This is a genomic window from Rothia sp. HMSC069C01 (assembly GCF_001814655.1).
Taxonomy (GTDB): Bacteria; Actinomycetota; Actinomycetes; order Actinomycetales; family Micrococcaceae; genus Rothia; species Rothia dentocariosa.
Map to the genome: position 1 here is coordinate 399374 of NZ_KV817408.1, position 25793 is coordinate 425166.

Here is a 25793-nt window from a genome sequence, read left to right on the forward strand (position 1 = left end):
GAGTCTGAGGTGCACTCGGTGGGCAAGACCTGTACTGAGGACCCGGGAGCGAAAGGGTGTCCGGGTCATGCGAAGGAGCCTGATGTTGAGAATCCGAATCCGCAGTTGCGTAAGGTGGATGTGTATACGGGTCAGCGGTGGCATTTGGATGATGTGGGGGTGGGGGATAGTGAGGGTCGGTTGCACCCGACCTGGCCCAACATGTAAACAGATTGTCAGTATATGAAGAGTAATACCTCACATATAAAAACTGTTTTATTGTATAGGAGAAAGTCTCATATACCCCTGTCGTGAAAATTAGTATGACACTACCAAAATGTTGATAAAAGGTTGAACTTTTCGCTAAACATAAAGATTTGGTTACAATTTCCGAATATCTTTGAAGTTCGCTTACAGATAAGGCTAATGTTAGAAGTGAGGTAGTTCTGAAGGGTTACCTTGGGCAACAAGACTTCCGGGTTGCTCTTATATCGCACCGCACAACACGATTATTAGCGATTTCGCTAAAAACGCTATGTCCTGAAGATTTAGCTCTGACGCTAGGAACAGGACATAGCGTTTTTGTATATCCAGGGGGGCAGAATATAAACCGACCTCCCGAGCTGTTGAAATAAGAAGCATTACAGACATAGGGCTGTGGGTGCAGCATCTTGCGATGCCGCCCCACAGCCCTACGATTCTAACAAAGCAAAGCTTTACCGAGTGGCCCGCTCTAGAAGCTGCAGTACGTTCTGGAAGGTATGTCCGGTTGCTTCGGTCATACCCTGCTCACAGGTTCGGTTTGAGGACGCATATGCGGCGAACTCGTGCTCGTTTAGCTCAGCGGTCTCGGCACGGGTAGCGCTCTGCGTGAGCTCGGGGTGCAGCATACCGCGATCACCCGCGTAACCACAGCATCCCCAATTCTTTGGAACGTATACCTGCTCACTCATGGCGTTTGCAATCTTCTCGAACGCTGGCTGCACACCCAGATGAGTCATTGAGCAGGTGGGGTGCAGCGCCAGCGACGGCAGGGGAGCCGATACCGTGAGCTTAGGCAACAGCGTATCGGCGGCGAACTGCACCGAGTCAATAAGTTTCAACTGAGCGTAATCGGCTTCGCCTGCCCCCAGACCCTGCGTGATTTTATGCTCCACAGCGGCTGCAACTTTCGCGCGCATCACCTCAAGGCCCTCAGTGCATGAGGAAGCATCGCACACGATCGGGATGCGCCCGCCGTCGGTCGCCTGCCACAGTGCTTTGAGCACGCGGTCGCTCATAATTGAGTAGCCGTCTGTGTACCCCTTGGACTTCCACGGCGTGCCACAGCACATTTGGTCGATGCCTTCGGGAACCCGGTATTTCACACCTGCGCGTTCGCAGAGGCGAATAAACGCCTGAGTCGCATTCACCGGGTCGTGCTTACCGTCACCATCAACACCGCCGAACATGGCGTTCACGCAGGCGGGGAAGAACACGATTTCGGGGGTTGCTTCCGCATGCGGCACACGTGGCGCGCCGCCGGCAGACAGCCCCTTCTTATAGGCGGGCACCATATCGTCACCGAAGAGTTTACGACCAATATCGGTGGCTCCGCGTACCACCGGGAACGGCAGCATTTTTGCGACCGTGAGAGCCTTACCCGCCACTTTATCGATTGTGCCCCAGTGTTTCGAGGCGAACTTCCACCCGGCGGCACCGAGGGCATCCTGGTTCTCGGCACGCAGACGGCGCACCAAGTCACCCGTGTTGATCAGTACCGGGCAGCGCGTAACGCACATGCCATCTACCGCGCAGGTATCCACACCGTAGTATTCGTATTCTTGGCGTAGGCGTTCGGCAAGTTTAGTATCACCATTAGCCTCTGCTGCAGCAATTTCGCGGCGTAGCACAATGCGCTGGCGCGGGGTCAGCGTCAAATCCTTAGACGGGCACACCGGTTCGCAGTACCCACATTCCACACACCGATCGACTTCTTCCTCAACGGTTTCGGCAACCTTCAGATCGGTGGCATAATCGGTATCTTCATCGACAAGAACCACACCCGGATTCAAGAAACCCTTCGGGTCGATCAGGCGCTTAATCTCGCGCATGACCTCGAAGAGTTCGTCACCGAATTGGCGGCGTACAAACGGCGCCATAATACGCCCAGTTCCGTGCTCTGCCTTGAGCGAGCCGTCAGCATCCAGAATGAGCTGTACCATTTCCTCGGTGAACTCGCGGTACCGCACAAGCTGCTTGGCGTCGCGGAACTGTTCGTTGAGCATGAAGTGAATATTGCCGTCTTTGGCGTGCCCGAAAATGACCGAGTCCTGGTAACCATGGGCATCAAAGAGGGTGGTTAGATCGCGGCAGGTAGCACCGAGTACGTCCACCGGGACCACCACATCCTCAAGCAACGCATTCGTACCGGTTGGACGGTTGCCCGCAACCGTGGTGTACAGCCCGCGCCGCGCAGCCCAGAGTGCATTACGCTCAGAAAGTTTGCTGGTCATTTCGACCGGCGACACCACCGGGAGAGCATCAAACATAGGTGCGGCAGATGCGGCAAGATCGGTGAGCTCCTGCTCAGAGTTTCCCTGAAATTCCACAAGCAGAGCCGCATGCTCACGCACATCAATGGCGGCAAGAGCTTCCGCCGCCTGCCCGGTGCGCTGCGCCACACGAATACTGGTGGCATCCATGAGCTCAACCGTCGCCAGATGGTTAGCCACAAGCTCGGGCACGGAACGGGTTGCATCCAAGAGGTTATCGAACACGAGCAGACCGGTCGAAACGAATTTATGAATGGGCAGAGTACGGTAGGTTGCAGACGCCACGAACCCGAGTGTTCCTTCAGAACCGATCAGAAGATGCTGCAGAATATCAACCGGGGTGCTGTAATCCAGCAGGGAGTTTACGCCGTAGCCCATAGTGTTCTTCATGGAGTATTGCTGGCGAATGCGCGCAACCGATTCCGGGTTTTCGACCACGCGCTTGTGCAGACGCAGCAGCCCCTCGTGAATCTCGGGTTCGAGGGCGCGCAGGCGGTCATCGGCATCGGGCGCAGAAGTATCAATAACGGTTCCGCTAGGGAGCACGAACACCATAGATTCCAGCGTGTTGTAGGTGTTGAATTCGGTGCCGGAAGACATACCTGAGGAGTTATTGGCGACCACACCGCCGATAGTGCATGCCGACCATGAGGCCGGGTCAGGCCCAAGCTTATACCCGTAGGGCGCCAGCATATTATTGACCGCCATCACCGTGGCGCCGGGCTGAACGCGTACCCTCTTGCCGCCGTCAAGCACCTCAATTTTCTTGAAGTTACGGCGGGTATCGACCATCAGTCCATCGCCGCTTGCCTGGCCTGATAGAGAGGTGCCGCCCGACCGGAAGGTGAGCGGCAGGTTGAAGGCGCTGGCGGCACGGAAAATATCGGCGACCGCCTCCGCTGAATCGGGGCGTACGATTCCAGCGGGTACCAGCAGGTAATGCGAGGCATCGTGTGAGATAGCGAGCCTGTCAATTTCTTTGACACTGGAATCGAGGGCGTGCGCGCGAGTTTCGGCGAGCATATGCTCAAGGGCGTTGGTGTAGGGGGAGTTCAGAGCTTCGGATGTATTGGATACAACTGTCATGGGCCTTAATCTCCTTACCGGTGTAGGTATAGTTCTCTTCCTATCCTTCCAGTATGTGCTTTTGCACACGTTATGTCTGCTTAGCTTTGGCTAGGCTTACACGCCGGAATACCCGTTTTACTGAGGTATTATGACGGGAAACTATCGTTGATATTGTGTCTACCCTGAGCCGTTACCTGAAAATTTGCTGTGAACGCCGTAGAATGGTGATGTCCGTGCACCTGTACAGTGCGGATTAGTCTGCGCGGCTTCGCCTATCCTGGCCCCGTACGCTGGGGAGTAGGCCCCGTGCCTAACCTAAAGGAGACACATGTCTACCGCTGAACTGTCAGCACCTATTAAGATCAGCGTATCCGGTGAGGAGCGCGAGGTTACTGCCGCCACCGCCGCTGAACTCTTTGCAGATAACGCAAAGATTGTGGTTGCCCGCGTGAATGGCACGCTGGTTGACCTTTCTCACAAGCTCTCTGAGGGCGATACCGTTGAGCCCGTTTTCATTGACGAACCCGATGGCTTGAATGTGCTGCGCCATTCTGCGGCGCACGTGATGGCGCAGGCGGTGCAGGAGTACCGCAAGGACGCGAAGCTGGGCATTGGCCCCTATATTACGGACGGCTTCTATTTTGACTTTGATGTGGCTGAGCCCTTCACCCCCGAGGATCTGAAGAAGATCGAGAAGTCGATGATTAAGATCATCAAGTCGGGCCAGCTGTTCCGCCGCCGCGTGGTCACCCACGATGAAGCGGTTGAAGAGATGAAGAACGAGCCGTATAAGCTTGAATTGCTTTCGCTTAGCCAAGGCCCTGGTTCTGGTGCTGATGCTGCCGAGGGCGCCTCGGTTGAGGTTGGTGCTGGCGAGATTACGATTTATGATAATGTGCACCCGAAAACCGGTGAGGTGCTGTGGAATGACCTGTGCCGCGGCCCGCACCTGCCGAATACTAAGCTGATTGCTAACGGTTACGCGCTCATGCGTGCCGGTGGCGCGTATTGGCGCGGTTCTGAGAAGAACCCCATGCTTCAGCGTATTTACGGTACCGCTTGGCCCACGAAGGATGAGCTGGTGGAGTATAAGCACCGTATTGCTGAGGCTGAGCGCCGCGACCACCGCCGCCTGGGCAAGGAGCTTGACCTGTTCTCGTTCCCGAAGAATATTGGCCCCGGCCTACCGGTGATTCACCCTAAGGGCGGTGTGATTAAGCGCGAGATGGAAGATTATGTGCGCGCCCGCCATATTGCTGAGGGTTTCCAGTACGTGAGCACCCCGCATATCTCGAAGGAAGACCTGTTCTACACGTCCGGGCATCTGCCGTATTATGCTGACGGCATGTTCCCAGCGATGGAGCTCGATAACGGCAATTACCGTTTGAAGGCTATGAACTGCCCCATGCATAACGAGATTTACCGTTCGCGTGGGCGTTCGTACCGTGAGCTGCCGCTACGTTTCTTCGAGTTTGGCACCGTGTACCGTGACGAGAAGTCGGGTGTGCTGCAGGGCTTGACCCGCGTGCGCATGATTACGCAGGATGATTCGCACTCATATGTGACGAAGGAGCAGGCACCCGATGAGGTGCGGCACTTGCTGAATTTCATGCTGAGCCTGCTGGAAGATTTCGGCATGACAGACTTCTACCTGGAGCTTTCGAGCCGCGACACTGAGGGCGATAAGAAGGATAAGTTTATCGGCACCGATGAGCAGTGGGAGCAGGCCACCGCCGTGCTGGAGCAGGTGGCGAAGGAGACCGGTCTTGAGCTGGTGCCTGACCCGGGTGGGGCTGCGTTCTACGGCCCGAAGATTTCGGTGCAGGCGAAGGACGCGATTGGCCGCACCTGGCAGATGTCTACCGTGCAGTATGACTTCAACCAGCCCAGCCGGTTTGGCTTGGAGTACCAGGCTGCGGACGGCTCAATTCAGGAGCCGGTGATGATTCACTCGGCCAAGTTCGGTTCGATTGAGCGTTTCCTGGGTGTGCTGACTGAGCACTATGCGGGTGCGTTCCCGGCGTGGCTCTCACCGGTGCAGGTGATTTGTGTGCCTGTGGCGGAGGCTTTCAACGACTATATGACCGAGATTGCGGATAAGCTGCGTGAGCAGGGTGTGCGCGTTGAGGTTGATTATGGTTCGGACCGGTTTACGAAGAAGATTCGCACCGCCTCTACCGAGAAGGTACCGTTCATTCTGATTGCTGGCGGCGAGGACGCGGAAGCTGGCGCAGTCTCATTCCGCTTCCGCGGCAACAAACAGGAAAACGGTGTTCCTGTTGACGAGGCGGTGGCACGTATTGTGGAGCATATCCGCAACCGCGTGAACGAAGACCCCAAGCCCAGCACTGAGGCTGCTGAGTAGTAAGGGCTTAGGCTTCTAACCTAGCTATATAGAAAACCACCCCCTTTGCGGCGACAAGCTGCGGAGGGGGTGGTTTCTATGCGCTTTGAGGAGGCGAGGGTGGGGGGGGGTGCGGTTGGGTGCAGAAAGTTGTGTTGTGGTGGAGTTTTTCCTAGTCCGGGCGGGTGTCTTTGTGCTAATGTAAATGATGGCGCTAACGTTCGTTGCTGTTCGGAGGTGCCGGTAATTGTACGATTCGGATAAGGACGTCTGGCAGTAAGTGAGTGTTACATATGCATGGTTATTTGCTGGGCGCACTAAAAAACTAGCTGAAAGGATGCGGCGATAGGTAATTTCTGATTTTAGGTTATTTGCTAACAATTAGGTTTTAGAAAATGCACATTTTGTGTGTCGTCTAGATTAGGATAAAAAATAATGGAATCTGTAGAAAAATTTGAAGAGCAGCTCAAGACTGAGCGACAGAAAATTAATGTAAATACCATTAATTATTCAACCCGAGAGATATTTAATCTTTATGATGAAGGTGTTCTCATTATTGACCCTTCATATCAGCGTAAGTATCGCTGGAATGAAGAAACTGCCTCTAAATTTATTGAATCGATTTACCTCGGTCTTCCCATTCCCCCTATTTTCATTGCCACTAACGACACCTTTACGCAAGAGGTTGTTGATGGTGTTCAGCGTATCTCAACAATTATTAGGTATATGACTGAGGACGCTGACACCTTGCATAAGATTGGAAAGAGTTCCACCTTAACTCTGAAAGATCTTGAGATCCTTGAAGGAATTAATGGTGTTAAATTTTCAGAAACCCCTGAAAAGATTAAAAGGTATTTCTTGCAGTGTCCTTTGCAGGTTATCTCATTGACTGATATGAGCGATAGCGATGTTAGGTATGATCTTTTCAGTCGAATCAATACCGGTTCTGTTTCGTTGACTGAACAGGAAATCCGATCGGCAGTTTACCGAGGAGATTTCATTGACCTCATTGATGAGCTTTCTGAATACTCTGCATTCTCAAACATGCTTAAGCTTCAAAAAGTTCACACTAGCGATGGAACTAAAGCAGAGCAGGTAATTAAGTTCTTTGCATACAAGAACTATAGGGAAAACTTTAAGGGTTCAGTTAAAGACTTCTTGAATCATTTTACTCGGGAAGTTACTGAAGGTTCCATTAGCTTTGACTACGAAGAGGAGTCAAAGCTTTTTAAGGATACTGCTGGTGCTTTGTATCGCCTGATTGGTGAAAAGCATTTTATTGACCCTAAGGGTAACTCCGTAACCCCTATGATTAAATTTGAAGCATCTTTGGTTGGAGTTGCCACTATTCTTGCTGCCGGGGGTGAACTGGTGGATTCGTTGCCTGAAAACTGGATGCGAAATGAGAAGTTTGACGCTAGTACCCGAGGTGCTACTAATACTTCGCAGAAGCTGAGGGATCGAATTGAAGCGGCAATTAATATTTTCACTAAAGGTGTTTCGTAAATCATGAGTGATATATATAAATATTGCGACAAGGCTCTTGATAGATTGGAAGGCTTAAAAGGGCTACTGTTTTGGATGGCGACATTTGAAAATTCAAAAGGTCAGATGTCTAGTATAAATCTTGTCCAGAGAGAAATTCAGGGTTGCTCTGTGGTTGCAATGTCTGCAGAGATTGAATCATTCTTGAAGGATTCTTTGTGGTATATATATAAAAAAATTGCCGATGAATCTGTTGCGCTATCTAAATTGAGTCCTGGATTGCGTGCAATTCATTTAGATTTCAAAAGATATAGAATGCGCTGGGAAGATAAAATTAAAATATTTGAAATAGCAGATTCAGGGACGCTGTTCTCTATACCTGAAGGGTCTAATTTAAATAGGGCTGCCCCACCATTGGGCATGGGGCAGACTATTAACTCTAGAAACCTTGGGCTGGTCTTCAGGTTTCTGGGTATAGATAAAAGCAGGGTTTTTTATGATACCTCTGATAAAATTCCAAAGGCTATAGAAGTAGTCGCTTCTGCTAGAAACGAAGTTGCTCACGGGGATTCTCTGCGAGTGGTGTTTCCTGCAGACAGGGAAGAGCTATCTATTAGTAAGTTAATTGAATATGTACAGATTTATATAAATCAGATAAATTATATGACTGATGTTTTTTCTGATTATGTAGACAATAAGAAATATTTATGCTGTTAAAATTTTGGTTCGGTGGATCTCGTAGAAATACTATCCACCGAACCTTTTTGCGTTTACCAAGAACCCGGCTGGCTATCCATCAGATAGCCCGCCGGGTCCCTTCTTTATACCGCCGCTATGCGCTCAGCCTTTTAGCGGGTGGTGCGTTCCAGCAGCTGCAGCACGTTCTGGTAGGTGTGACCGGTCGCCTCCGTCATGCCCTGCTCGCAGGTGCGGTTCGCCGAAATGTATGCGGCGAACTGCTTCTGCTCGCTCAGCTCCGCAGCCTCCGCCTCCGTAGCGCTCGCCGTCAGCTCCGGGTGCAGCATACCGCGGTCACCCGCGTAACCACAGCAACCCCAGTGCTTCGGTACGTACACGTCGGCACTCATCGCGTTCGCAATCTTCTCAAACGCAGGCTGAGTACCCAGGTGAGTCATCGAGCAGGTCGGGTGCAGTGCAATCGACGGCAGGGGAGCAGACACGGTCAGCTTGTCCAGCATGTTGTCGGCGGCGAACTGCACCGCGTCGTACATGCGCAGACGCGAGAAGTCCGGCTCGCCCGGCTTCAGGCCGTTCACGATCTTGTGCTCAAGCGCCTCAATAACCTTCTTGCGCATCACCTCAAGACCCTCAGTACAGGACGAAGCGTCGCACACGACCGGCAGGCCCTTCTTGTAGGAAGGCACCATGTCATCACCCATGACCTTACGGGCAATGCTGGTGGTACTGTGCACCACGGGGAACGGCAGCTTCTTAGCCACAGTCAGGGCCTTACCGGCGACCTTATCCATGACGCCCCACTGCTGCGCGGCAACCTTCCAGCCGGTAGCAGCCAGCTTGTCCTGGTTCTCAGAACGCAGGCGGCGAATCAGGTCACCAGTGTTAATGTTCACAGGGCAGCGGGTCTGGCACATGCCGTCCACAGCACAGGTCTCAATGCCGTAGTACTCGTACTCCTTACGCAGATGCTCCGGTGAGAAATACTCGGTGCCCAACAGTGACATGAGCACTACCACGCCTAGACGTTGCACATACACACGATCATCAACCATCCAGTCGAGGCAGGCCCGCTCCAGCTGCGGCAGGTTGGCTGCATTGCGGCCCTTCACGCAGGTCGGGGAGACGGCATCCGTAAGAGTCCAGTTCGTCATATATGGCAAGAAATTAGTAATTCCCGCATGCCAGGTTGTAAAGTCACGTTCCTCATTCAGAAGCAGCATATGCAGCAGATCTTCTTCCTGAAAATCATGCGGAACCGCCGCCATAAACTCCGTAACTTCCTGCGGATGTTCACGCAACAGCTTCTTAGCGAGCTTGCGCAGCGCGGGCATGCGCACGCCTAAAATCCGCTCGGGATCAACCGTAGGAATCAGCTTCGCCGTGAACTCCGCCAGTTTTGGTTCGGCAAGCTCGCGGACTGTCTGAGAAATTGAAGAACTCATAGTTCTACTCTCTCAGACAGAGCGTTTATATCGGGACGGGTAAAATCCGGGAGCATTTTCTTCAGTCGGGAGCAGTTTATGCGCTCCCGACTGAAGAAAACGCTCCCGCTTCGTGAAGACCCTAACGTCAGGCTTGCAGCGTCCACAGATACCTACAGAAAACCGATATGATGGCTACAGAAGGTTCGCACGCGAGCCAACAATTCATGGTAGACCTGCTTCAACGAAGAGCATGTAAGGATTGGGCAGTATGGCAGAGGCAAACGGTACAGAAACATCACACACCCGTACCGTACCCGAGCCTGACAGCACTACCTCCGCCGATACGGTAGTTGACCACCCACACAATGAGCGCCGCCCTAAGATTACCCGTGGCGAAGAAGGACTCACTGAATGGGAGCGCCGCACCGATAAACCGCTTTTTATCGCCTCGCTCCTGTACCTTGTTGCCTACGCTGCACCCATTGTAAGCACGCGCATTAGCGCACCGCTTGACGGCATCCTCAATATTTTTCAAATGATACTGTGGGCGCTTTTCGCGGTTGATTATTGTGTGCGTCTCTACCTGGCGCCCCGGCGCATCTACTTCTTCACGCACAACCTGATGAACCTCGCCATTGTGCTTCTGCCAGCCTGGCGCATTGTGAGTTTCTTGGCGATGCTCCACATGACCGCCAACCGCCAGTACAAACTGCTCTCAGAACTGGCCGTTAAACTCTTCGGGTACACACTGATCTTCGTGATTATGGCGGCCCTTGCTATCTTCTCTATTGAGCAAGGTGCCCCAGGTGCCCTCATCAAAGATATCTGGACGGCGTACTGGTGGACTCTCGCAACACTGGCGACCGTGGGCTACGGTGACGTATACCCGGTTACCGTGCCCGGCAGGGTTATTGCCGTGATTGTCATGATTTACGGGGTTGGTCTGTTCGGCGTGATTACCGGTGCGCTTGCTACCTGGGTGATCGAAAAAATTAGCGGAGTCACTGAAGAATACCACGCCGCAACGAAAGCCGATATTGAGGCACTTCACGCCGAAATCGCCGAGCTTAAGGTGATGCTCGCTATCCGTATGGGAGACGGCACGGTATATCATCCACCCGAAGAACTTACACAAGAGTTTCTTGCCTCTCACCGCAATCTTGCCACTGATACCGAAGAAGACGATCACGAGCCCGAACAACCTATGGAACTGCTGGAAGAGACTAAGCAGACGCTCACGGTGATTCGTCAGAAGATCGCGGTGCGCCTGGGGCGTGATTCAGATTAGAGCACACGTGAGCCGCTCGCGGAGTTAAATATACGGTTTAATAGGGGTATGAGCGAAAACCAGAATGCCCAGAACACGAACGTCACCGATGACTTCGAGCTGCCCGGCGTGCCCGATGCGTTCCAGCGGCTCTGGACACCGCATCGTACCGCTTATGTGAGCGGCGGGCAGCAGGACCACACTGAGAAAACCTGCCCGTTCTGCACAGCCCCTTCGCGTAGTGATGAAGAATCGCTCATTGTTTATCGTGGAGAGCACGCCTTCGCTCTGCTAAACCTGTACCCCTATAATCCGGGGCATTTGCTCATCTGCCCGTACCGCCATATTCCTCTGTACGATCAGGCGAGTGAGGAAGAAACTCTCGAAATGGCACGCCTGACTCAGCGTGCAATGCGTGTTTTGCGCGAAGTTTCCCATAATGACGGGTTCAATATCGGCATGAATCAGGGCAAAGTTGGGGGAGCGGGTATAGCCGATCACCTGCATCAGCATATTCTTCCTCGCTGGAGCGGTGACACCAATTTTCTACCCATTATCGCCCATACGAAAACTATGTCTCGAACCCTTGATGACATGCGCCAGATTATCGCGGACGGGTTCGCTCGCATGCCCTCATAGCCCCGCCTGAACGTTTCCGACAGTTATGTTACTTTGAGGGGCTATGAAACATTCACGTTAAGCCGCGTATGCAGGTATACTTCATGAGTGTTCCGAAGTCTTAACGCGACGTAAAAATACGCTCGTGACCTGCTCTTTAATCGCAAAATTGCTCTTGAAATCCTCCACACTCAACCATCATCTGGTACATTAATGCTTTTAGAGTGTGCATGTGGCAGGATAGAAATAGCAACATCACCGCTTGAAGCGCTCTTCCGGCTTCAACAATTAACCGCATACCAACCACTCTCGAAAGCTGGTTTGTTGATGACAGCATCCGCCGCTGGGTACAAGCGTACCCTTTTATCTCTCGCTCTCACGGGCTGCATTCTAGCTACGCCTGGATGCGTGGCATCCTCTCCCATGAGCCACAGCGGCGGAAATTCGACGGCATCTGAGGATAACCGAAACTCCTATGACGACGCCAGCGGCAACCCAACGCCGACAGCGGAACCTTCCCCCGCTAAGATCAAGCCCAACGGGCCTGCACTCTTGCCCAGCGGTGCACAAGCACCCCTGACACCCAGTGAACAGAACCGTTATGACAATGGAGAATTTGTTGCGGCTACTGAAGAGCACCCTGCGTATAACGTTCACGAGCCTGAATTCGACCCTAAAGTCAAAGAGCAGGGTATTGAAGGTCCAGAAACGTTGCTTAAACGTCTCGCAAAATTCCATGAGTATGAGATTCTTACGAACCACGAAATGACTGATGAAGAGTCGCTGCAATTCTTCACCAAAGACTATAAATTTACCGAGCGTCCTTCGACGTTTGACACCCGCACCCCCGAAGACCGCGGGGATACGCCCGAAGAGTCCATGAAGTTTGACGATATGACCTCGGCGGGGTATTGGCCTGTGAACCCACTCTATAAGGTAGAGATTCTAAGCTCGGAAAAAGTCGGTTCTGGGGACTCTGCTGAATGGGTAGTGACGTATTCCTACAAACGCAACCGCTACGCCTGGTATAACGAGGAAAGCCTGCAAAACAACAAAATCTACCGCAACCGCGGTATGAACCGAGAAATGAAAGCCACGTTCGTCTATGTGAAGGGCGAAGGCTGGAAAATCAAAGAACTCGAAGTTTTGAAAAAGCTCTCCGTCTCACTCAGCAGCGACGAATTCTTCAAGAATGAGGAGTACTAGCCTCAGAGGAAAACGACAGCTCTATTCGCGTGTGAAAGGCAGGGTTACACTGAACGTATGAGGTACCCCAACCTGCTGGACTCAATTTTTAATGTTTCCACAGCAGCCGAAAACGCACATGCCCTCATCTGGCGTGATGTGCAGTGGAGTGAAAGGCAGCCTTTTCTGCGCCTTGAACCCGTGGTGTTGGTGGATGCCTCAGGCAGCACAAGCATAAAACCCAGCGGCGATGTTATGAGCGTTCCCGTGACTCCGGGTGCGTTTCTTGGGTTGCGGCTCGTACCGGACGGCACTGGGAACCTCCAAAAGTTCTGCGCTGGATACACACGCGGCAATACAGAAACCGGGCAGATACAGCGTGTAGCGTGCCCACAGGGAAACCGCCTAGAGAGCGGGAAACAATGCGAATATTGCACCGCGCATGACGAGTTCACGGCTCTGCATACCGCACATCTTTACGCGGGAACGCTGACACCCGGAATGCGCGCCTACGCACAGCAACCCCACAGGCTTTATATCGCCACTTTTCCTGACGGAAGCTCTAAAGTCGGTACCAGCTCGCAACACTCAACACCGCGTCGTCTGGATGAGCAGGCCGTCGCCACCGCAACCTATATAGCCCAGGCGCCCGATGGATTGCTGATTCGTGAAGTTGAGGATGCGGTAACTCACATCGCCAATATTCCGCAGGTCAAACAGGTAGCGAGTAAATACCGAGCCTGGACTGAGCCGCTGCCCGGGGCTCAACTGCGGGCGGCGCATCAAAACACAGTGGAGCGCGCGCGTGAGGCACTCACCGAATCTGGGCTATTAGCGCAGCTTACCGCCTTGGATGAACCTTGGGTTCCCTCCGCGGCAATGAACCGCCCTTACGCGGCGTTGCGTGCGCAAAACCCGGAACCACTCGACGCATTCCCCAGCATCCTCAAAACTCGCGAAGCCGGTTTCTTCTGCACCGGAGCCGCAGGAAAATTCGTGACCGCTCACGTTGGAGACCCGGATGCCGCCGTGCTGATCAACACCGCAGAACTCGCTAACTATGTGGTGGAACCGACGGATACTCTCAGCGCCGTCACGGTACAGACCTCGCTTTTCTAGGTCGTCGTGTTCAAAACTCTCTGAGGGAACTCGTACAGGGAAATCTCGTCGCATGCTTAGTGCTTATAGTCAGGGGAGCGGTATCCAGCCCGGTGTATAGCTGGTGCTACGCTGCGAAGAACCCTCGCACAGGAATACACCACAAACGGTATAGAATGGTGAACATGTCAAAACCCCTAATTCGCCTTCTCGGACAGGGCATTCGCTACGCCAGCACACTACGCGGCGGTGGATCAGCATTCCCCGGTCTCGTGATGGAAAAACTACACCCACGATTTGTTGCCGAAGAACTCGCCAAACTGCCCTATGGCGTCGTCGTCGTTTCGGGGACCAACGGCAAAACAACCACCACCAAAATGGCTGTGCAGCTCCTCGAAGCACAGGGACTCAAAGTCTTCACCAACCGCACTGGATCAAACTTTGTGCGCGGTGTGGCGGCGGCACTGCTCGGAGCCATGGACCTTAGCGGCAAACTCGACGCAGACATTGCCGTACTAGAACTTGACGAAGCCCACGCCGTGCACTTCGTCAAAGCCGTCAAACCAAACTACGCATTGCTGCTGAACGTGCTGCGAGACCAACTCGACCGATTCGGCGAAATTGACACAACCCGCCGCATGCTCTCCACTGTAGCCGAAGCCACCACCGATACTGTGGTACTCAACCGGGAAGACCCGCGCATCCTCTCGCTTGCGCAATCCGTAAAAACCGGAACAAACATCAGCTACTTTGGGCTCAGCGAAACGCTGCGTTCCTTCTTCCCCTCGGACGACGAAATGCGCGCCGGAATCAATAACAATCGCGGCGAACTGCCCTCCGCAGACGTTACCCTCACCGCGTTCTCAGGTACCAGCGCAACCTTTGATCTCGCCGGTGAAACCTGCGAAGGAAACATCAACCTCTACGGTATTTACAATATCTACAACGCCGCCGGCGCCATTGCCCTCACCCGTGCGGTTCTGGGCGAAAAACTCAACAAACAAGCCCTCATCGACGAACTCGCTAAAATCACCCCGGCATTCGGTCGCGGCGAAACCCTCAACATCAATGGCCGCCCGCTGCAGCTTCTGCTTGTTAAGAACCCCAGCGGATTCCGCCTCTCACTCGCCAGCGCCAGCGCAGACGACTACGCTACCATGATCACCATCAACGACCAATACGCAGACGGTCGTGATGTCTCATGGCTATGGGACGTAGACTTCGACTCGCTGAGTGACACCGGCGTAGACATGGTCTCAGGGGTACGCGCCTGGGACATGGCGCTGCGCCTCGAACACGACGGTGTCCGAGTGGATGACGTCAACGAAAACCTCAGCGAAGCCCTCAGGAAATTCATCACCACCAGCGGCGACGCACCCATGCGAATCTTCTGCACCTACACCGCAATGCTCGCCCTACGCGAAGAGCTCACCAAATTCACCGACGTCGAAAGGGTTTCGTAATGACCCACACCATTGCAGGAGAACCGGTTTCAAGCCCCAATAACGGCAAAACCCTGCGCATTCTTCAGCTATACCCCAAAGATATGAACATCTACGGGGACTGGGGAAACACCCTAGCGCTGGCACGCCGCGCACACGCCCACGGGGTCGACGTTGAAATTCTCGACTACAACCCCGGAGATACCTTCCCCGACGACGTCGATATTATTATCGGAGGCGGTGGCCAAGACTCCGGACAAACCGTAATTCAAGAAGACCTGCACGCCATAGGGGCTAAGCTCAAAAAGAATGCAGAAGACGGCGTGCCCATGCTCGTGATCTGCGGGCTCTACCAGCTCTTCGGCAAAGAATTCCGCACCCACGAAGGCGAAACCCTCAAAGGTATTAACATCTTTGATGCCTACACGGTCGGCGGCAACGAACGTCTGATTGGCAACATCGTTGAAGACTCACAAGAATTCGGCACCATCGTGGGATTTGAAAACCACTCGGGACTAACCTACCTCGGCGCAGGATGCGAGCCCTTGGCAACCGTGACCAAAGGCGTAGGGAACAACTCGACAGATCATCATGAAGGCGCTCGCGTGCACAACGTGGTGGGTACTTATCTGCACGGTTCGCTTCTGCCGAAGAACCCGAAGATTTCGGACTATCTGATTGAGGCGGCAGCGCAACGCAAATATGGGGAGTTCACCCCTGAAAAAATTGATGACTCGATGGTCGAAAAAGCGCGCGCATCCGCTATGAAACGCCCCCGCTAGGGCACATACTCGCCACAACATCCAAACAAACCGCGGGGTGCACACCAAAACTTTGACGGTATGCACCCCGCGAAACGCAGGTATGAAACTATCCGAGAACCGCGCGAAACCGGTATAGTGTAAAAGTATTGTGACGTGGCAACAGGGCAAGTACGCCGCCACGGGCGAAGAAGAGACAAGGGAGATACGAATGTCGGGTCACTCTAAATGGGCCACTACAAAGCATAAGAAAGCCGCAATTGACGCTAAGCGCGCGAAGGCTTTCGCAAAATTCAGTAAAGCTATTGAAGTTGCGGCTCGTATGGGCGGCGCAGATATTTCTGGTAACCCCGCACTCGACCTAGCCGTCTCTAAAGCAAAGAAAAACTCCGTACCCAACGACAACATTGACCGCGCTATTAAGCGTGGCGCTGGGCTCACCGGTGAAACCATCGATTACACCGAGATCCTGTACGAAGCTCGCGGGCCTCAGGGCACCGCGCTCTACATCGAGTGCCTTACCGACAACCGTAACCGTGCGGCGTCAGATGTTCGTCTGGCAGTCACCCGCAACGGCGGCACCATGGCAGATCAAGGTTCGGTCGCCTTCCTCTTCGAACGCAAGGGCATTGCCGAAGTTACCAAGACCGACGGTCTGACCGAAGACGATGTTCTTATGGCGGTGCTTGACGCAGGCGCCGAAGAAGTACTCGACGAAGGCGATGTCTTCACGGTTGTATCCGCTCCCACTGACCTGCCTGAAATCCGCAAAGCGCTGGATGAAGCGGAACTTGATTACAATAACGACGACCCCGTATTCCGCCCCACCATGCAGGTAGACCTCGACCTCGAAGGCGCCAAGAAATTCCTCAAACTTGCAGATGCCATCGAAGAACTTGACGACGTGCAGAACGTATACTCCAACGCCAACGTCTCTGCCGACGTCATGGAACAGTTAGAGGCAGAGTAAAAGCCTTTTAACCTCATGCCCGAGCACGGTTACGATACGGTCCCAGACACCGGCATCGCAGCCACTCGGGCATGAACTATATAAACAGCCCCGCCAGCGCAACAACGAAAGAGGACCATGAACGCAACTACGCAAGAAAACCATCCTCTTCGTAATGAGCCGCGCTCTGCTGGTGCCACCCGCATTATGGGTGTAGATCCGGGGCTTACCCGCTGTGGGCTCAGCATGATAGATATGACCGCCAACCGCAAAGCCAGCTTCATCAACGTGGGGATCTCGGGAACCGCCGCCGCTGAGCCTCTTGACGAGCGTATTCTGCGGATTTTTACCGTGACGCAAACCTGGCTTGATACCTATAAACCTGATGCTCTTGCTATTGAACGCATTTTTGCGCAGGAGCAGGTCAATACGGTGATTGGTACGGCCCATGCCTCTGGGGCGGTTATTTCTGCCGCGGCAGTACGCGGCATTCCGGTCTTCTTTCATACGCCTTCTGAAGTGAAAGCCGCCGTTACCGGCTCGGGGCGTGCAGATAAAGCCTCGGTTGGTCGTATGGTTACTAAGATTTTGGGGCTGGAAAAAATTCCTAAACCCGCCGATGCAGCAGATGCTTTAGCGATCGCAATCTGTCATGGCTGGCGCGGTGGCGGCATTGGTTCTGGCATTAATATGTCAGCGAATACGCAGACTCACCAGGGGTCACGCCCCATGCGTGCACAGCATGCGAAGCTGACACCAGCACAACGAATCTGGCTTGAAGCTGAGGCAAAGACACGACGCTAAACTTATATCGGAAATATTTTCGATAAAGATTGTTATAAACTGTACATTCAGAAAAATATTCTAATATACTGGATGATGGCACCCACGTTGGCAGGGTCAAGGTAACAAGAGAGGGAAAAGATGATTGCGTCGTTAACGGGGCATGTAACCCATGTAGGGCTAGAGAGCGCAATTCTTGATGTCAATGGGTTTGGTATGCTCGTTCGAGCCACAGCACGTACCCTCTCAAATCTGCGCACGGGATCCACTGCAACCTTGTTGACCTCTATGATCGTGCGCGAAGACTCCATGACTCTCTATGGGTTTGCAGAACCTGCAGAGCGAGAGGTCTTTGAAATGATGCTTTCGGTTTCGGGGATTGGCCCGCGTATCGCCCTTGCCGTCTTGAGCGTGCATACTGCTACCGAGGTTGAGCGAGCCGTTGCAACCGGCGACGATAAAGCCTTTACCAAAGTTCCGGGGATCGGGCCGAAAAGTGCGCGGCGCATTGTGCTAGAACTGGCTGGTAAACTCATTTTGAGCGAAGGTCAGGCCGAAGAAAATGCTCCCGCCCAAGGCATCGCATGGAAGCCCCAGGTTATGGATGCGCTCACCTCTTTAGGGTGGAGCGAAAAAGACGCAGATGCCGCAATCGACGCTTACGTGCAGCATAACCCAGATGCAGAAAAGGAAGCCGTGGGCGTTGCTCTGCGAGGGGTGCTTGCCTCTCTGGGAGCGCAGAATACGGTGGGGCGGCATTAGCGGTACGCCAGTGCCGTAGGCTAAGAAGACTCGGTGTTCTCTTCCATAAAGGACGATATTGTGACTCAGAATCCATACGATAACGCTACATCCGGCGGATACGCGCCAGGGCAGGTTCCTGGGCAACGTCTGGTTGCAATGGAAGAAGAACCTGAGGAGAAAATGATTGAGGCGGCGCTGCGCCCTAAGTCGCTTGACGACTTCGTAGGGCAAAAGCGCGTGCGTCAGCAGCTTTCCCTTGTGCTCGAAGCCTCAAAAATGCGTGGGCGCAGTGCCGACCATGTGTTGCTTTCCGGCCCTCCTGGGCTGGGTAAAACCACCCTAGCAATGATTATTGCCGCTGAGATGGAGGCACCGCTTCGTATTACCTCCGGACCAGCGATTCAGCATTCGGGTGATTTGGCTGCGATTCTGTCTTCGCTCACACCGGGCGAGGTACTTTTTCTTGACGAAATACACCGTATGAGCCGCCCGGCAGAAGAAATGCTCTATATGGCGATGGAAGATTTCCGTGTGGATATTGTGGTTGGCAAAGGCGCCGGAGCAACTTCGATTCCACTTGAGCTTCCTCAATTTACGTTGGTGGGTGCCACAACCCGGGCAGGCCTGCTTCCCGGTCCGCTGCGTGACCGTTTTGGTTTTACCGGGCACCTTGAGTTCTATTCTGTGCCCGAGTTAGAACTTGTACTTCGCCGAAGCGCCGGTTTGATGGATATGCGTATCACGAGTGAAGGATATGCCGAGATCGCCGGTCGTTCGCGCGGAACCCCGCGTATTGCAAACCGTTTGCTGCGCCGTGTGCGAGACTGGGCGCTCGTCAATGATGTTCATGATATTAACTCTCATGATGCCGCGACCGCCCTTGATATGTATGAGGTGGATGCGCGCGGCCTCGACCGTCTAGATCGCGCCGTTTTAGAGTCTCTTATCCACAAATTCTGTGGGGGACCGGTGGGTCTTTCAACTCTTGCTATTGCGGTGGGGGAAGAAACCGAGACTGTAGAAACTGTCGCTGAACCTTATTTGGTGCGTGAGGGTTTGATCGGTCGCACCCCGCGCGGGCGCGTAGCACTGCCTGCGGCTTGGGAACACTTGGGGCTTGAGGCACCTGAAATTAACCTCTAGTACCCGCTGCTGCTCAGTGAGATCGGAGACTAGGTACAGGCACTGTCTTTGTCGGGATATACCTTTGTGTGGGTTATAAGCTAAAAATGGTGCGTTAGCTATCCGCATAAAAGATGCCTGAGTATCGCCAAAACGGCGAATAATGCTTGAGAAAACCTACACGCATATCATGAAACGAGTAGGGAAACACAGCCCTCTCGCGTAGGATGGATAGGTAGTGCACAGATAAAACGTCAAAATATCCGTAGGAATTACCAACCTGCGGCGGTGGGCTTGCGCCTACGGAGAGGAAACATATGGACGTCAATTCGCTTATGATGATTCTTGTCGTCGTCTTTGCTGGGTTTTTAATTTACAGCAGTTTTAGGCGGCAGAAGCGTCAGTTCCAAGCGCTGCGGGATATGATCGCTTCGCTTAAACCCGGGGACGAAGTCATGACACGTGGGGGTCTATACGGCAAAATTGTATCCGTTGATGCTGAGGCGCAGAAAGCCAAACTTGAGATTGCTCAAGGCACCGTCATCACCATTAACCCACACTCGATTGCGCAGGTTATTACGGCTGCTGAAGATTCTGCCGAAGGTGCTGGCGCATCCGAAGAAACAAGCTCTGACGTTTCAGAGACCAAAGAATAACTGGTCAAGGAGTTTCGCCGCTAAAAGGGGAAGCTCCTTATCTAATGCACATAAGAATATCTAGAACATAGAACTAGTAAGGGGCACATATGGCTAGGCGTTCACCGCTTGCAGCCGCGCGAGGCGCCCTCGTCTCGATGGTTTTGCTCATGATCCTTATGGCCGCTGGTATTTTCGGTACCACGCAAGCCGGTGGATCGTGGGGAGCAAAACTAGCACTTGATTTATCTGGTGGTACCCAGATGATCCTCTCACCCAAAGTGAACGGGTCGAACGACACCAACGTTAGCCAGGAGCAGCTGAAACAGGCCGTTGAAATTATTCGTCAGCGCGTTGACGGTGCGGGCGTTTCGGAGGCAGAAGTTACAACGTCCTTCGGCTCCGGAAACAACGTTGTGGTTTCGGTTCCTGGAAATATCAGCCCAGAAACCCGTGAGCTTATTCAGGCATCCGCCAACATGACCTTCCGCGCGGTGCTGCAGTCCTCATCGCCCGGTACAGCAGTACCTGAGGAATCACGCACTCCTGACGATAAACTCCCAAAGCCTACCGCAGAGCCACAGGAGGATAACGGTTCAGATACCAACTGGATTACTCCCGAGCTTTATAAAGAGTTTGAGGCTAAAGATTGCTCCGCGGGCAATAATGAAGATGCGGAAGCGGCAGACCCCAAGAAAGCTATCGTGGCGTGCTCTACCGATGGCAACGAGAAATTCATTTTGGGCCCGGTAGAACTCAACGGTAACGATATTTCGACGGCAAGTCACTCGCAAGAAACTAGCGGGCAGGGCATTAACACCGGTCGCTGGACCGTGAATATTGAGTTCAACGACTCGGCCCGTGAAACTTTTAAGAAAGTGACGACTCGTCTGAACGCTATTCGCGGTCAGAGCCCGAACGATCCCCGCAGCCGCTTTGCTATTATGCTCGACGGTAAGGTTTTGTCATCGCCAGTCTCGCAGGCGGTTATTGCAGACGGCAAGCCGCAGATTACCGGTAACTTCTCAGAGCAGGAAGCTAAGAATCTTGCCGATCAGCTGAAGTACGGTGCTCTCCCGATTAGCTTCTCTATTCAATCAGAGCAGCAGATCTCTGCAACTTTGGGCGCAGAACAGCTTAAAGTGGGTATTCTGACCGGTCTGATTGGTCTGCTTTTAGTCTTTGTGTACTCACTGTTCCAGTACCGTCTGCTCGGGTTTGTGACAATGGCTTCTTTGGTGGTCGCGGGCATTATCTCGTATGAAGCCATTGTGCTTTTGGGATGGGCCCTAAACTATCGCCTCTCCCTGGCGGGTGTTGCCGGTTTGATTGTGGCAATTGGTGCGACGGCAGACTCCTTCATTGTGTACTTCGAGCGTATTCGTGATGAAATTCGTGCCGGACGTACAATACCGGCGGCTGTCAGTCACGGGTGGAAGCGCGCGTCCCGAACTATCCTGGCTTCTAAGGCTGTGAACCTTCTGGCGGCAGTAGTGCTGTACGTGGTGTCGGTTGGTTCGGTGAAGGGCTTCGCATTTACCCTAGGTCTTACCGCGATCGCAGACCTGATTGTGGTGTATCTCTTCACTCACCCGGCGCTTACTCTGCTTGCAAATACACGATACTTTGGCGAGGGGCACCGCCATTCCGGGCTTTCACCGGAATCCTTGGGGGCAGCACCCCTATACCGAGGCGCCGGTCGTTTCCGCTCGTCAAAGGAACCTACCCTAAGTATTGCGGAGCGTCGACGTGCTGAGCGCGCCGCCACTGCTGAAGAAGCAACAAATGATGAGAAGGAGGCGTAATCATGGCTACTGAAGTTAAGCCTAATGTTTTTGCGCGCTTCGGTAATGACTTGCACTCGGGTGCTCGGTCTTATCCTTTCATCGGCAAGCGCCGCCTCTGGCTCTTACTTGCGGTTCTGCTGATGGCGGTATCTGTTGCCATACCGCTTGTAAGCGGTGGATTTAACCTGGGTATTGATTTCCGTGGCGGCTCGGAATTTGTGGTATCTCGAACCACCCACACTGAGGTATCTGAGGGCGAAAACGCCGTGAAAGAGCATGCACCCTCGGCATCGGATGTGCGTGTTACAAATATTGCCCCCGGAACTATCCGCGCTCAAATGAGCAAGCTCTCTGATAACGAAACCCTCAGTGTTAAGAAAGCTCTGCAAGATGCTTATGGCGTGAGCGAGAATGACGTAACCTCTTCTTACGTTGGTCCTACCTGGGGCGAAGACGTAACTCGCCAGGCATTCTTCGGATTGATCGTGTTCGTGATCCTTGCCCTGATCGGCATGGCGTTCTATTTCCGCACGTGGAAGATGTCGCTGGCTTCTATAGCCGGGTTGCTTTTTACCGTAGTTGTTACGGTAGGAATTTACGCGGCTCTCGGATTCGAGATTACCCCGAGTGCGATCATCGGTTTCTTGACGATTTTGAGCTACTCACTGTACGACTCAGTGGTGGTTTTCGATAAGATCCGTGAGAACACCGAGGATGCTTTCTCCCGTAAAGACAGGACATTTGCGGAAGACATTAACCTTGCGGTTAACCAGACGCTAGTGCGTTCAATTAACACTGCTATTGTGGGTGTTCTTCCGGTGGGTTCGATCCTCTTTATCGGCGCGTTTATGTTGGGCGCCGGTACTCTGCAAGATCTCTCGCTGTCCTTGTTCGTCGGTATTCTGGTCGGCATGGTCGGTACACTCTTCGTATCGGCGCCGCTTTATGGAACCCTACGTTTGGGCGAGCGGAAGATCATCGCCCACACACGTAAGGTTGAGGAATACCGCGCGAGTGGTCAGGCAGAGGCGGATGCCGCATCTGAGGATGACGATGATAAACCGCGTAAACGCCGTAAACCGAGTTTTGAAGTCAACGTTATAAACGCAGACCAATAACTCAACGGAAGTATATAAGTGAATAACCATAGGGGGCGTTCTCACAAGAGCGCCCCCTATGGTTTATGTAACACCTACAATAAATCTTGAAAGTTTCACTGTATGAGTTTGCCGCATTTGCACAACAGTGAGTAGGATAAATAAACACATGAGAGTCTCACTCAAGATATCGTGATATCGCAGGTTTTATGGTGATGCGTGGGTCGATGATGATTCTCAATACGTGGAGGGCACGAGGAAGAAGGCAGAAAGATGAGCGCAGCAGGATCTCCCGTAATCCCCGATAACGAAGGCGGCATGCAGACGCAGCCGCCTAAGAAAATTGTGCGTGGCTCTCACCGTGTGATGGCAGCATCCGGACGTGTGCCTAACCGTTTGGTTTTTGGTCGCCGCATGCTTTCAACATCTGGGGGAGCCAACGAAAGCGCGTCCGTACGTTTCTCACCGCTTTTGGCGCCTGTTGTACGCGCCGTGCGGAAATATCACCCCGATGAAGATATTCAAGTTCTGCAGCGTGCCTTTGAAATAGCGAATAAATATCACGAAGGTCAAAAACGTAAAAGTGGCGATCCGTATATTACCCACCCCGTTGCCGTGACCGCGATTCTTGCTGAAATGGGCGCGACCGGTCCTGTCTTGGCAGCGGGGCTTCTACATGACACAGTCGAAGACACCGAATACACCATGGAAGAGCTCACAGAGGAGTTCGGCGAAGAGGTTGCTTACCTTGTTGATGGTGTGACAAAGCTCGACAAAATGACCTATGGCGAGCACGCATCCATCGAGACTATTCGCAAACTCGTGCTATCGATGAGTAAAGATATTCGCGTGCTTCTTATCAAACTTGCCGATCGTCTGCACAATGCACGTACTTGGCGTTTTGTAGCTGCAGGGTCGGCGGCGCGGAAAGCTGAAGAAACTCTTAAAATTTATGCTCCGCTGGCCCATCGCTTGGGACTCAACACCATCAAGTGGGAGCTTGAGGACCTGTCATTTGCCGCGATGAGCCCCGAAATATATGCCGAAATTGTGCGTATGGTGGGAGAGCGTACTCCTAAACTTGAAAAATTTCTTGATGAATCACGCAGTAAGATTACAGAGCGTTTAGACTCGGTGGGGCTTGAGGCTACGGTGACGGGCCGCCCGAAGCATTACTATTCCATTCATCAAAAAATGAAAACCAAAGGGCGTAGTTTTGACGAGATTAACGATATTCTCGCGGTGCGCATTATGGTCGAAACGGATGAACAATGTTACACCGTTTTAGGGCATATACTTTCACTCTGGCCTGCTATGCCGGGGCGTTTCAAAGATTATATTAAGAATCCTAAAAATAACAATTATCAATCATTACATTTGACGGTTTATGGGCCGGGTAATTTACCGTTGGAAATTCAAATCCGCACCTATAAGATGCATGAGGAAGCGGAATACGGTGTTGCCGCGCACTGGCGATATAAAGCGGCTTCGCGGGGTGAGAAAATAACCCAGCAGAAACACGAGCCGGGGGCGCATACCTCTGCCATGAATGTGGGGATTTTGCAGTCTATTGCCGAAATCTCCAATTCCAACCCTGAGTCAGATAAATTCTATGAGTCTTTGGCAGAAACTCTCGATACCGATGAAATCGTGGTGCTCACCCCCGACGGTGAAGCAATCGCTCTTCCCGCCGGGTCAACTCCTGTGGATTTCGCTTATACTATTCACTCTGAAGTGGGGGATCGTACCGTTGGCGCTAAGGTGAATGGGCGCCTAGTGCCACTTCATACAGTGCTGCCTACGGGTTCAACAGTCGAAATTACGACCACCAAAAATGAGGACGCTGGCCCCAGCGAGGACTGGCTCAAATTCGTGCGTTCATCGCGAGCGCGAACAAAGATTCGTCAGCATTTCGCAAAAGAACGCCGTCTTGAGGCGCTGGATCGCGGGCGTGAAGCTCTCACTAAGAGCATGCGCAATAATGAGCTGCCGCTGCAGAAGATGATGAGCCCAGAGCTCATGACGCAGGTAGCTCAACAGCTGCACAAGAATGACGTTGCAACGCTGTACCGAGCAATTGGTGAGAACGAAATATCGCCAAAGCAGGTGATTGACTCTCTTGTTGAGCTCTATAATGGCGACCAGATTGAAGAATCTGAAGTTGAGGTTAGCGACTTTGATGAGACCCTGCTTAAGCAGACTCACCGTGCTGTTAGCGATAACGGCGTGGTCGTTCCAGGTGCCGAGGGCGTGCTGACGAAGATTGCACGATGCTGCACACCGGTTCCGCCCGATGACATTATTGGCATGGTGACTCGGTACAACGGTATTTCGGTACATAGGCGCGACTGCCCCAATATGCGTAATGCTGATGAGGAACCCCGTATTACCACGGTGGAATGGGCTTCCTCACCTGATGCCATGTACCGCGTGCAGATTCAGGTGGAGGGCCTGGACCGTAAGGGTCTGCTCAGCGACCTCATCCGAGCTATTTCAGAGGCCGGAGTAAGCATTCTGGATGCGCGCGTGCATACTTCTGAGGATCGTACTGTCATCGACCGGTTTGCGGTTGAGCTAGGGGACAGGTTTATGCTGGAGCATGTCCTGAACGTTGTGCGCAACGTTGCGGGTGTCTATAAGGCGTATCGTCTCACCGGTGCCAAGCCAGCGGCTGCATAGTCTGTAGGTGCGTGAAATCTGTGCAGGGTGTAAAGCGTGTAAGCAGGGCATAGCTTGGTAGATAAACACAAAAAATCCGGGGTCTCCCGATAG

Annotated in this window: 19 protein-coding genes and 1 pseudogene; 18 read left to right on the forward strand and 2 right to left on the reverse strand. The window is 53.0% G+C overall.

Annotation, left to right across the window (positions count from 1 at the left end; translation table 11 throughout):
• Positions 1-207 (forward strand): annotated as a pseudogene (locus HMPREF2981_RS10940) (hypothetical protein); the annotation flags it as partial.
• 488 nt (positions 208-695) lie between these two features.
• Here the strand turns inward: HMPREF2981_RS10940 and HMPREF2981_RS08465 are convergent.
• Positions 696-3599, reverse strand: coding sequence for an FAD-binding and (Fe-S)-binding domain-containing protein (locus HMPREF2981_RS08465; RefSeq protein ID WP_070662335.1), 2904 nt, complete (start codon positions 3597-3599; stop codon positions 696-698).
• Between the two features lie 310 nt (positions 3600-3909).
• Here HMPREF2981_RS08465 and thrS point away from each other — a divergent pair, with 310 nt between their 5' ends.
• From thrS to HMPREF2981_RS08480, 3 genes are all read left to right on the forward strand, one after another.
• Entirely contained in the window at positions 3910-5946 is a 2037-nt protein-coding gene (gene thrS, locus HMPREF2981_RS08470; protein WP_070662338.1) for a threonine--tRNA ligase, read from the forward strand.
• Between the two features lie 414 nt (positions 5947-6360).
• Positions 6361-7431, forward strand: a complete 1071-nt coding sequence (locus HMPREF2981_RS08475) for a DUF262 domain-containing protein (RefSeq protein ID WP_083313879.1) — start codon at positions 6361-6363, stop codon at positions 7429-7431.
• 3 nt (positions 7432-7434) lie between these two features.
• Positions 7435-8127 (forward strand): HEPN domain-containing protein, encoded by a 693-nt coding sequence (locus HMPREF2981_RS08480; protein ID WP_070662345.1) that lies wholly within the window; start codon positions 7435-7437, stop codon positions 8125-8127.
• 131 nt (positions 8128-8258) lie between these two features.
• Here HMPREF2981_RS08480 and HMPREF2981_RS11140 read toward each other — a convergent pair whose 3' ends face one another.
• Positions 8259-9551, reverse strand: a complete 1293-nt coding sequence (locus HMPREF2981_RS11140; protein WP_141756681.1) for a DNA alkylation repair protein — start codon at positions 9549-9551, stop codon at positions 8259-8261.
• 250 nt (positions 9552-9801) lie between these two features.
• Here HMPREF2981_RS11140 and HMPREF2981_RS08490 point away from each other — a divergent pair, with 250 nt between their 5' ends.
• From HMPREF2981_RS08490 to HMPREF2981_RS08555, 14 genes are all read left to right on the forward strand, one after another.
• Entirely contained in the window at positions 9802-10821 is a 1020-nt protein-coding gene (locus HMPREF2981_RS08490; RefSeq protein WP_070662348.1) for a potassium channel family protein, read from the forward strand.
• A 48-nt stretch (positions 10822-10869) separates the two neighbouring features.
• Positions 10870-11439 (forward strand): HIT family protein, encoded by a 570-nt coding sequence (locus tag HMPREF2981_RS08495; protein ID WP_070554424.1) that lies wholly within the window; start codon positions 10870-10872, stop codon positions 11437-11439.
• A 306-nt stretch (positions 11440-11745) separates the two neighbouring features.
• Complete coding sequence (locus HMPREF2981_RS08500; protein WP_070662351.1) at positions 11746-12624, forward strand: DUF6318 family protein; 879 nt, start codon at positions 11746-11748, stop codon at positions 12622-12624.
• A 57-nt stretch (positions 12625-12681) separates the two neighbouring features.
• Positions 12682-13722 carry a DUF2797 domain-containing protein gene (locus tag HMPREF2981_RS08505; RefSeq protein WP_070662353.1) on the forward strand — a complete coding sequence of 347 codons (1041 nt, stop codon included), beginning with the start codon at positions 12682-12684 and terminating at the stop codon, positions 13720-13722.
• 155 nt (positions 13723-13877) lie between these two features.
• Positions 13878-15164, forward strand: a complete 1287-nt coding sequence (locus HMPREF2981_RS08510; protein WP_070662356.1) for a Mur ligase family protein — start codon at positions 13878-13880, stop codon at positions 15162-15164.
• Positions 15164-15925 (forward strand): type 1 glutamine amidotransferase, encoded by a 762-nt coding sequence (locus HMPREF2981_RS08515; RefSeq protein WP_070662359.1) that lies wholly within the window; start codon positions 15164-15166, stop codon positions 15923-15925. Before HMPREF2981_RS08510 ends, HMPREF2981_RS08515 begins: the two co-directional genes overlap by 1 nt.
• A gap of 190 nt (positions 15926-16115) precedes the next feature.
• On the forward strand, positions 16116-16874 hold the full coding sequence (locus HMPREF2981_RS08520; protein ID WP_070662362.1) for a YebC/PmpR family DNA-binding transcriptional regulator: 759 nt from the start codon (positions 16116-16118) through the stop codon (positions 16872-16874).
• Between the two features lie 117 nt (positions 16875-16991).
• On the forward strand, positions 16992-17657 hold the full coding sequence (gene ruvC, locus HMPREF2981_RS08525; protein ID WP_070662365.1) for a crossover junction endodeoxyribonuclease RuvC: 666 nt from the start codon (positions 16992-16994) through the stop codon (positions 17655-17657).
• Positions 17658-17777: 120 nt separating this feature from the next.
• On the forward strand, positions 17778-18398 hold the full coding sequence (ruvA, locus tag HMPREF2981_RS08530; RefSeq protein WP_004004756.1) for a Holliday junction branch migration protein RuvA: 621 nt from the start codon (positions 17778-17780) through the stop codon (positions 18396-18398).
• Positions 18399-18536: 138 nt separating this feature from the next.
• The gene (gene ruvB, locus HMPREF2981_RS08535) at positions 18537-19523 is read left to right on the forward strand and encodes a Holliday junction branch migration DNA helicase RuvB (RefSeq protein ID WP_210398828.1); all 987 of its coding nucleotides are present in this window, start codon (positions 18537-18539) and stop codon (positions 19521-19523) included.
• Between the two features lie 296 nt (positions 19524-19819).
• Positions 19820-20158, forward strand: coding sequence for a preprotein translocase subunit YajC (yajC, locus tag HMPREF2981_RS08540; RefSeq protein ID WP_048752078.1), 339 nt, complete (start codon positions 19820-19822; stop codon positions 20156-20158).
• A gap of 89 nt (positions 20159-20247) precedes the next feature.
• The gene (gene secD / locus HMPREF2981_RS08545) at positions 20248-21942 is read left to right on the forward strand and encodes a protein translocase subunit SecD (protein WP_070535028.1); all 1695 of its coding nucleotides are present in this window, start codon (positions 20248-20250) and stop codon (positions 21940-21942) included.
• Positions 21943-21944: 2 nt separating this feature from the next.
• A complete protein-coding gene (secF, locus tag HMPREF2981_RS08550) occupies positions 21945-23042 on the forward strand; it encodes a protein translocase subunit SecF (RefSeq protein WP_070662371.1) in 1098 nt (365 codons plus the stop codon).
• A gap of 252 nt (positions 23043-23294) precedes the next feature.
• Positions 23295-25700: a RelA/SpoT family protein gene (locus HMPREF2981_RS08555; protein WP_070662374.1), complete on the forward strand. Its 2406-nt coding sequence runs from the start codon at positions 23295-23297 to the stop codon at positions 25698-25700.
• Positions 25701-25793: the final 93 nt, after the last annotated feature.